General features: G+C 66.2%; 14 protein-coding genes. 13 read left to right on the top strand and 1 reads right to left on the bottom strand.

The annotated features are described in order from the left end of the window. From CHB69_RS20090 to CHB69_RS08330, 8 genes are all read left to right on the top strand, one after another. A partial coding sequence (locus CHB69_RS20090; RefSeq protein WP_170935482.1) for a hypothetical protein occupies positions 1–256 on the top strand: 256 nt, incomplete at its 5' end. A gap of 8 nt (positions 257–264) precedes the next feature. Continuing rightward, positions 265–969, top strand: a complete 705-nt coding sequence (locus tag CHB69_RS08360) for a hypothetical protein (RefSeq protein WP_089215525.1) — start codon at positions 265–267, stop codon at positions 967–969. Then, positions 966–1,208 (top strand): hypothetical protein, encoded by a 243-nt coding sequence (locus CHB69_RS08355; RefSeq protein WP_089215524.1) that lies wholly within the window; start codon positions 966–968, stop codon positions 1,206–1,208. Before CHB69_RS08360 ends, CHB69_RS08355 begins: the two co-directional genes overlap by 4 nt. Beyond that, a complete protein-coding gene (locus tag CHB69_RS08350) occupies positions 1,205–1,396 on the top strand; it encodes a hypothetical protein (protein ID WP_141133938.1) in 192 nt (63 codons plus the stop codon). Before CHB69_RS08355 ends, CHB69_RS08350 begins: the two co-directional genes overlap by 4 nt. After that, complete coding sequence (locus CHB69_RS08345) at positions 1,393–1,611, top strand: hypothetical protein (protein WP_089215522.1); 219 nt, start codon at positions 1,393–1,395, stop codon at positions 1,609–1,611. The genes CHB69_RS08350 and CHB69_RS08345 overlap by 4 nt, the downstream gene beginning before the upstream one ends. Then, the gene (locus tag CHB69_RS08340) at positions 1,608–2,579 is read left to right on the top strand and encodes a DUF5131 family protein (protein WP_212541902.1); all 972 of its coding nucleotides are present in this window, start codon (positions 1,608–1,610) and stop codon (positions 2,577–2,579) included. The genes CHB69_RS08345 and CHB69_RS08340 overlap by 4 nt, the downstream gene beginning before the upstream one ends. Beyond that, on the top strand, positions 2,576–2,899 hold the full coding sequence (locus tag CHB69_RS20760; RefSeq protein WP_089215521.1) for a helix-turn-helix domain-containing protein: 324 nt from the start codon (positions 2,576–2,578) through the stop codon (positions 2,897–2,899). The genes CHB69_RS08340 and CHB69_RS20760 overlap by 4 nt, the downstream gene beginning before the upstream one ends. After that, complete coding sequence (locus CHB69_RS08330) at positions 2,791–3,888, top strand: tyrosine-type recombinase/integrase (protein ID WP_425442412.1); 1,098 nt, start codon at positions 2,791–2,793, stop codon at positions 3,886–3,888. Before CHB69_RS20760 ends, CHB69_RS08330 begins: the two co-directional genes overlap by 109 nt. Before the next feature lie 127 nt (positions 3,889–4,015). Here CHB69_RS08330 and CHB69_RS19670 read toward each other — a convergent pair whose 3' ends face one another. After that, positions 4,016–5,047, bottom strand: a complete 1,032-nt coding sequence (locus tag CHB69_RS19670; protein WP_245836626.1) for a MarR family winged helix-turn-helix transcriptional regulator — start codon at positions 5,045–5,047, stop codon at positions 4,016–4,018. A 281-nt stretch (positions 5,048–5,328) separates the two neighbouring features. Here CHB69_RS19670 and crcB point away from each other — a divergent pair, with 281 nt between their 5' ends. The 5 genes from crcB to CHB69_RS08300 are packed head-to-tail and all read left to right on the top strand — an operon-like array spanning position 5,329 to position 8,420. Then, on the top strand, positions 5,329–5,706 hold the full coding sequence (crcB, locus tag CHB69_RS08320; protein ID WP_089215519.1) for a fluoride efflux transporter CrcB: 378 nt from the start codon (positions 5,329–5,331) through the stop codon (positions 5,704–5,706). Next, positions 5,703–6,878 carry an RluA family pseudouridine synthase gene (locus tag CHB69_RS08315; protein ID WP_089215518.1) on the top strand — a complete coding sequence of 392 codons (1,176 nt, stop codon included), beginning with the start codon at positions 5,703–5,705 and terminating at the stop codon, positions 6,876–6,878. Before crcB ends, CHB69_RS08315 begins: the two co-directional genes overlap by 4 nt. After that, a complete protein-coding gene (locus CHB69_RS08310) occupies positions 6,878–7,498 on the top strand; it encodes an FMN-binding negative transcriptional regulator (RefSeq protein ID WP_089215517.1) in 621 nt (206 codons plus the stop codon). Before CHB69_RS08315 ends, CHB69_RS08310 begins: the two co-directional genes overlap by 1 nt. Then, positions 7,495–7,731: a hypothetical protein gene (locus tag CHB69_RS08305; protein WP_089215516.1), complete on the top strand. Its 237-nt coding sequence runs from the start codon at positions 7,495–7,497 to the stop codon at positions 7,729–7,731. The genes CHB69_RS08310 and CHB69_RS08305 overlap by 4 nt, the downstream gene beginning before the upstream one ends. Continuing rightward, entirely contained in the window at positions 7,728–8,420 is a 693-nt protein-coding gene (locus tag CHB69_RS08300) for an ATP12 family chaperone protein (RefSeq protein WP_089215515.1), read from the top strand. The genes CHB69_RS08305 and CHB69_RS08300 overlap by 4 nt, the downstream gene beginning before the upstream one ends. Positions 8,421–8,434 lie beyond the last annotated feature (14 nt).

The following is an 8,434-nucleotide window of genomic DNA, read 5'->3' as shown; positions in this document are numbered from 1 at the left end:
ACAAAGGCCAGCAGGCAAAGAAGATCGAGCGCCGCGTGAAGCGCCGCCGAAAGAAACAGGATTAGGAGAATGGGGAGTCAAGTATATAATTCCCAAAGCTGATGCCGCCGCATTCTTTCGAGCGATCGGGACGGTGTTTATTTGCGTTGCTGTCGCAGCCGCCTTCGGCGCGATCACTGGCGATGAACCAACGATTGCGGACATCACTTTTCTTCTGGCGATACAAATCCTCTGGAAAATGGAGCGGATGCAATGATGCAGCCTATGACCGACAAGCTGGAACCGACGCAGGCGGAAGGCCCGCGCGTGACCGTCAAGGCATCCTGTTTCGAGTGCCGCCATTGCGTCTCCGAATCATATCGCGTGCAAAGCGATAGCGGCAGCAATGTCTATTGCGCGCATCCCGACTTTGAGCAGCGCAAGCGCGTCGGCGATACCAGATGGGAAACGCCGGATTGGTGCCCCGTCGTCTCGCTGCCTGATATTCGCCACCGCGCCACCCATTCAGGCGAGGGTCGCGCCGCCATCGGTCCAACTTGCGCGATGTGCGCGGGATATGGAAATGTCGATGGAGTCCGTTGCACGCGATGCGACGGCCTCGGTTATCGCCGCGCCGCCCATTCAGGCGAGGGGCGCAGCTATGGGGTGGGGGAGTTGCGAGCGCGCGCAATTGCTATTGTGCAGGAAGAGGCTCGCGCGCTTGGGTATATCGACGAAGATATAGAGGATTTTTCCAACCCGGATGGCGATGATCTTCTCGCAGTGCAGGCCGTCGAGCGCGCGCTCGCCCTCACTCCCCAAGGCGATGGGGAGCCCGAGAGGCTGCGCGGATCATATATGGCAGGCTGGAATGACGGTTTTGTGCAAGGCGCAACCGAGGGCATGCCGGGCGCCGAACCCATTCAGGCGGAAGTCTCGTGGTCAAAATGGCGCGCCGCCCTCCAACGCGATACGGGAGGGGAGCGATGACCACCTTCGCTGAAATTCACAGCGGTCGCGCGCTGGTCTGCCACAAGGATCATCGCTGCGATGCTGGCGTCGGCACCGTTTGGTCCGTCCTGCTCGCCGATGGCTTCCTGATCGACTGCGGCCACGGTGCTTATGCCGAAGCTCGCGCCAACATTCTGGCTGGCATGATCAATGCTGGCGGCGAGGATCAGTGGAAGTCGCTCGACCGTGATGCGCTTTCACAATGGAGGAAGCCATGACCGACCTCTCACAGCTTATCGAGCGGATTGAGGCGGACGAAAAACTGCGGCGCTGCGTCCTTTGTGGCGGCTCGCTGGTTCCCGTTCGGGCACTTGACAGCGTGGGCTGCACAGATTGCGGGTCCACCTTCACGCTAGACGGTCTGGCCGCATACCAACGCGCTCACCAAGCAAAGGACGAAGCATGACCTTCCGCGCGCACGGCAAGCAGATACTCGCCAGCGACGGCACGCACATCGCCGACGTCGCAACAGACGCATGGGCGAGCCGCATAGCCGCCTTGCTGAACCTCCCGGCGTGGCTCGACGCGCGGGCTGACAGGGTGTGCAAGCGATCGCGCATGGCCGCGCGGCTTTACCGGGTTATCGCCGATGACCTTCGGGCGCGGCTGCATGAGGGATGATGATGGCTGACGGCACAAAGATCGAATGGACCGATGCAACGGTCAATTTCTGGTGGGGATGCACCAAGGTCGGTCCCGGCTGCGATCATTGCTATGCCGAGACGTGGTCGAAGCGGACGGGCGGTAATCATTGGGGCGTCGGCGTGCCGCGCCGCAAGATCGCATCGGCGGTCAAGACGCTTCACCGGCTCGACAACGACCATGCCTGGTGGGCGGCCGACTGCGAGATCGGCCAGCTTCACGATCATTCCCGACGGCGCGTCTTCATCCAGTCGATGAGCGACCTGTTCGACAACGAAGTGCCCGCCGAATGGTTCGATGAGGCATGGACGACAATTGGCCGATGCAACCGGCTCGAAATCCAGATCGTCACGAAACGCATCTCGTTCGTCGAGAAGCGCTTGAGAGGGCGGCCATGGCCGAAACACGCCGGGCTCATCATATCGATCGTCAATCAGGATGAAGCGAACCGCGACATTCCCCGGCTACTCGACCTGAAAGCCCGGCTCGGCATTCCTTGGGTCGGTCTCAGCATGGAGCCCATGCTTGGTCCGGTCGATCTCGGGCAGTTGCTGGACAATTGCCCGGTCAACGGCTGGCTGACGTGGCTCGACGCGCTCGATTGGGTGATTTGCGGCGGCGAGAGCGGGCCGAAGGCACGGCCGATGCACCCTGACTGGGCGCGCGCGCTGCGCGATCAATGCGGCGCGGCTGGAGTGCCCTTCTTCTTCAAGCAATGGGGGGAATGGTTTCCCGGCGAGATCGATAATCACTCGGATGGCAGCGGCTGGTGCGCTTATCCCGACATCGACCACGATCCGTCGGCAGATCGGTGGGAAGGCCGTTGGACGCATTCGGCGGACCAGGGCGGGCACCTTCGCGTTGGGAAGAAGCGCGCCGGCCGTCGTCTCGACAACCAGCTTCACGATGGCTTCCCGTCCATCGAGCAGCGGAACATTGACGCATGACCAACCCCCGCGACCTCTTGACGATCGACGAAGCCGCGGCCGAGCTCAACATCTCGGCGCCGACGCTTCGCCGTTTGCGCCAGGCCGGAATGATCGGTTACGTCAGGCTCGACGGGCGCAAGATTCGGCACACGCCGGACGACATTGCCGATTATCTCGCTCGCCAGCGCGTCGTTCCCCGGCCTCAGGAAGCTATGCCATGCCCAAGCCCATCCCGAAAAAGAACTCGCCGCACTGGCACTACGACTTCGTCAGGAACGGTCGTCGGTTTCATGGCTCGACGGGAACAGGCAACAAGCGAGACGCGCAAGCGATCATAGACCAAAAGCTCCACGATGCGCTTCTGCCGACCCGCACGCTTCCGCCGATCACGCTCGACAATGCCGCTGGCTTCTACGAGGACTATGCCAACACCTTGCCGAGCTGGAAAACGACCGAATATATCCTGAAAGCGCTCGTCACGGGGATCGGCGGCGGGTTGCTGCTTTCCGATGTGACGCAGCGCCACCTGATCGACCATTTCGCCGCGCGCCGGGTCCGCGACAATGGCGAGCTCCGCGCGAACAGCAGCATCAATCGCGAGATCGAGGTTGCGAGCGCCGTCTGGCACCGCGCCCAAAAAGCCAAATATGACATCGGAGACATGCCCGACTGGAATGCGCTGCGCTACAAGGCGCAGGGGACGCGCTGGCAGCTTCTCGACGCCGGCGATCAGCAGGACGCCTATCTGGCGGCAATACGCGACGATGTGCGCCCGGCGATCGAGTTCCTGCTGCTTTCAGGCTGGCGGCGAAGCGAGGTCATCAATCTCGGTTGGAGCGACCTCGATCTGGCGAACCGATCGGCATGGACGCGCGTCAAGGGCGGGGCGATGGTCGAGCGACCGCTGACGCAGGCGATGCTCCTGATTATCGCCAACCAGCCCAAGGCCGGCCCGAAGGTGTTCACCTATATCTGCCAACGCGCGACGGCGAGCGGGGGAAGGCGCGAGCGGGTCCGGCGCCGGCAAGGCGACCGCTATCCGCTCAGCATCACGGTCATTCGCGACGCGCACGAGGATGCGCGCGAGGCGATCGGGGTCCCCGGCCTTCGCTTGCACGACCTGCGCCATACCCGGGCGACGCGCGTCCTGCGTCAGACCCGCGACCTGGCGCTGACAAAGCGCGCCCTCGCTCATCGCAATATCGCGACGACGCTCAAATACGCGCATGTGCTGGACGAGGATGTTCGGGACGGTCTCGATGCAAGTGAGGTGGCGGTGTCCCGCACAAATCCCGGAAACGCCAATCGCGACCAGAAGAAAGCGTAAGGATAACCGATGGTTGGATCAGACGAAACATCCCCGTGTAAACGAGATGCTCTACCAACTGAGCTAAGCGCCCGATAGCCGGGAAGCGCGCCCCTGCCACAGCTTTGCGGCGCTGGCAAGCGTCGGCCTATTCCTCGAGCGCTTCGAAATAGCGGGCCATCGCATCACACGCGCCCTCCGCAAGCGCGATGAAGATGCGGCGGCCGTCCTGCGGATCGGCTTCGCGCACGAAGAGGCCGGCCTCGGTCATCGTCTTGATCCAGCGCAGCGCGGTCGTCGCGGGAACCGCCGCGGCGATGCACAGGCTCGACACCGAAACCGGCTGGTGCTCGAGCCGCGCGGCATAGAGGTCGAGCAGCATGTCCCATGCAGGGTCGGCGAACAGGTCGGCGGGGAAATATTGCTCGCGCATCCGCCGCTGGCGGAGCATTCGCCGCACATTCTTCGCGCGCTGGCGGTCGAGCGCACGTTCCCCGGATTCGAAGCTGCGCGGCGCCAGGGCGAAGTCGCGCACCGGCGCGCGCACCTGCCCCGGATAGCCGACAGACCGATGGCCGCCGCCCCCGTGATCGTGCGGCGTCCCGGGAAGCCCGCCCGGCCCGGCGAAATCGCCGAGCAAGCGCGCGATGCGCGCAACCTCCTCCTGCAGGCGATCAATGCGCGCCATGGCCTCGTCGCGGGTTACGTCATTCACTTCGAGCGGCCGCGCGCGCGTCAGCGCGGCTACGGCCATGGCGCGATCGAGCGGATCCGCATCGACGAGCCACTGCGTCGGGATCGCGTCGGCAAACAGCGCATCAATCCGGTCGAGCGCCGCGAGTGTCGTTTCGCCGATCAGGCTGCAGCGCCGTTCCGCCAGAGCGGCGCAAAGCGTGGACAAGAGCGCGTCGTCGAGCGATTCGGCGCTCCGCAACCAAATGATCCCGGGTCGCGCCATGGCCCGGATATGATCGGCGGCGCCCTGCGGCGAGACTGTCGCGGCCGGGCGCATCCCTGCGATCCCTTCGCCCACCGATTGCGACGGGGGCGCAGCCACCGCCACCAGCAGCGGACGCTCATCGTCGAAATGCGTTGGGAACCGGGCCGGCTCCGGGCTGTCCGCACGGCCGGGTTCGACGGCCTCCTCGTGCGACGAGCGGTTTACGTCGATATAAATCATCGCCTTGCCCCCCTTCTCTGTCCGTCCTGGCGCAACTATCCCGTCACAATGGCTGGATTCACCTTATGTTCGTTCGCATATGCCGCCAATTCGGACCAATGTTGCTTTTCATGCCCGATCGTCGCGCCCCGACTCTCCACTGGCAGGTCCATTCTGGACACTATTTGTTCTCATCGTCAAGCCCGTTGACCGGATAGATGCAGCATTCCGCTCGCGGGCGCTCGACGCGAGGCGAATGCCGCCGCTTTGCCTCGCTGCCGTTTCAGGCTAGTGCGGGCGCCATGAACACGCTTTTTCCCGTCATGCTCGGCGGCGCGCTCGGCGCCGGGTGCCGGCACCTGCTCGGCCAGATCATGCTCGCGCGGCTCGGCCCCGGTTTTCCGTGGTGGACCTTCACCGCCAATATCGCCGGCAGCCTCGCGATGGGGCTCCTCGTCGGCTGGCTCGCGCGCAGCGGCGGCAGCGAGACGACGCGACTGTTCCTCGGGGTCGGGCTGCTCGGCGGCTTCACCACCTTTTCCTCGTTCAGCCTCGAATTCTGGCTGCTCTTCGAGCGTGGCGCAATGGGGCAGGCCTTGGCCTATGTCCTGTCGTCGGTGATCGTCGGCATTGTCGCCTGCGGGCTCGGCATGGTCGCGATGCGGCAGCTTCCGGCATGAACGGCGACGCGCACGACACGGCGGTCGTCGCCGAAGACGATGACGGCATCCGGCTCGATCGCTGGTTCAAGCGGCACCGGCCGGGCACGCCGCACGCGCTGATCGCGCGCTGGGCGCGCTCGGGCGAACTGACGCTCGACGGCAAGAAGGCCGACGTTTCGGACCGCATCGAGGCGGGGCAGCGCATCGCGATGCCCGTCCCCCCCGCCGCGCCGAGCGGCCCGCGCCCGCGCAAGGACAAGCCCCTGTCGCCCGCCGATATTGCGCTCGCCGAGGCGATGGTGATCCATCGCGACGCGAGCGCGCTCGTGCTCGACAAGCCGCCAGGTCTCGCGACGCAGGGCGGGACGAAGACCGAGAGCCACGTCGACGGCCTGCTCGGCGCATTGCAGGGCGATGCGCCGGTCCGCCCCAAGCTCGTCCATCGGCTCGACAAGGACACCTCGGGCGCGCTGCTCGTCGCGCGCACCCCGCGCGCCGCGGCGTGGTTCGCCAAGGCCTTTTCGAACCGCAGCGCGAAGAAGACCTATTGGGCGATAGTCGTCGGCGTGCCCGACATCGCGCAGGGCGAAATCGACCTGCCGCTCGCCAAGCAGCCGGGTTCGGGCGGCGAAAAGATGCACGTCGACGAAAAGGGCCTGCCATCGAAATCGCGCTATCGGATCATCGAGCGCGCCGGGAACAAGGCGGCGTGGGTCGAGCTGCAACCGCTGACCGGGCGCACCCATCAGCTCCGCGTCCATATGGCGGCGATCGGCCATCCGATCGTCGGCGACGGCAAATATGGCGGCAAGGACGCTTTCCTGACCGGAACGATCAGCCGGAAATTGCACCTGCACAGCCGCCGCCTGCGCATCGACCATCCCGACGGCGGCGCGCTCGACGTGTCGGCGCCGCTTCCCGACCATTTCGCCGCGAGCCTCGACGCGCTCGGTTTCGACCCGATCCTCGGCGACCTGCTCGTCGAGGACGAACCGCGGACGCCGCCCAAAGCGGCGCAGAAAGCGAAGGCCAAGGCCCATGCCAAGCAGGTCCGCAAGGCGCGGCGCGGCGAACGGCGCGGGCGAGCCGAAGCAAAGGCCAAGCCTGCCGGTAAAGTCGGGGCGAAGCGCGGGCCTGCCAAGGCCGGCGCGCGCAAACCGTCGAAACCTGCGCCGCGCGGGCCGCGCTGATGCATCCCAATTCCGCTTTCCGGCCGCAACAGGACGAGTTGCCCGCGCTGCTGGTGCGCGAGATCGGCTTTGCCGCGATTTTCGCGGCGACCCCCGACGGCCCGCGCGTCGCGCATACGCCGGTGCTGATGAGCGAAGACAATGCGACACTGCGCTTCCATCTCGCGCGCGGCAATGCGCTGACCCGGCACCTCGACGGAACGACGGCGCTCGCGGTCGTGCAGGGCCCCGATGCCTATGTCAGCGCAGGCTGGTATGCGGCAACCGATCAGGTGCCGACGTGGAATTATGTCGCGGTCGAGATGGAAGGCATCGCGCGCAAGCTGAACGACGACGCCTTGCTCGATCTGCTCGATGCGCTTTCCGCGCATCATGAGGCACGCATCGGCGCGACGCCGCCGTGGACGCGCGACAAGATGAACCCCGCGCTGTTCGGCCGGATGACAGGTGCGATCACCGGATTCGAGATGCGGATCGCTGCGTGGCGCCCGACGATCAAGCTGTCGCAGAACAAGAGTGCCGACGAGCGCGAGCGCGTCGCGGCGGGGCTCGATGCCACCGGCCATGGCGCGCTCGCTCGGTTGATGCGTCACCTCGGCGGCGATAGGGAGCAGCCATGACCGACGCCGCCGACGCCCTCGCCAAAAAGCGCTTCTTTGCCCTCAATGCCATCCGCATCACCGGCGCGATCTTCGTGCTCGCCGGCTTCGTGCTGATCCGCGGCGGCTGGTCGCTCGCCGGGCAGCCGGCCGACCGCTGGATCGGCGTCGCGATCGTGCTGGTCGGCCTGTTCGACTTCGCCGTGATGCCGAAAATCCTCGCGCGCCGCTGGCGGTCGCCCGGCGCGCGATGAAGCGCTTCTGGAAGACCGCCGAGGCCGCCCGGCAGGACGGCGGCTGGGGCATCGCGCTCGATGGCCGCGCGGTGCGCACCCCGGCGCGCGCGCCGCTCATCGTCGCGAGCGAGCCGCTCGCGCGCGCGATAGCGGCCGAATGGCAGGGGCAGGGCGAGACGGTCGATCCCGCCGCAATGCCGCTCACCGGCATCGCCAACGCCGCGATCGACCTTGCCGCGCCCGACCCCGCCGCCTTTGCCGCGCCGATCGCGGCCTATGCGGAAAGCGACCTCCTCTGCTATCGCGACGACCGCGATGCCGCCTTGCAGGCCGAGCAGGCGGCGGCATGGAACCCGCTGCTCGCCTGGGCCGAGGGGCGCCACGGCGTCGAGTTCGCGCTTGCGCAGGGCGTGCTGCCGGTCGACCAGCCGAAGGCCACGGTGGCCGCGCTGAAAGGCGCGGTACATGCGCTCGACCCGTTCCGGCTCGCCGCGCTGTCGCCGCTGGTGACGATCGGCGGCTCGCTCGTCGCGGGGCTGGCGCTCGCCGAGCGCGCCTTCGACGCCGATGCCTTGTGGCAGGCCGTCAGCCTCGACGAGCGCTATCAGGAGCGCCGCTGGGGCACCGACGGCGAGGCCCAGGCACAGCGCGCGCGCCGCGAAGCCGACTGGCACAATGCGGCGCGCTTTCTGGAATTGCTCGAATAATTATCGTCCCCGCC

This window comes from Sphingopyxis indica (assembly GCF_900188185.1).
Taxonomy (GTDB): Bacteria; Pseudomonadota; Alphaproteobacteria; order Sphingomonadales; family Sphingomonadaceae; genus Sphingopyxis; species Sphingopyxis indica.
The sequence above is the reverse complement of the archived record's forward strand: the minus strand, read 5'-3'. Positions and strand labels throughout refer to the sequence as shown.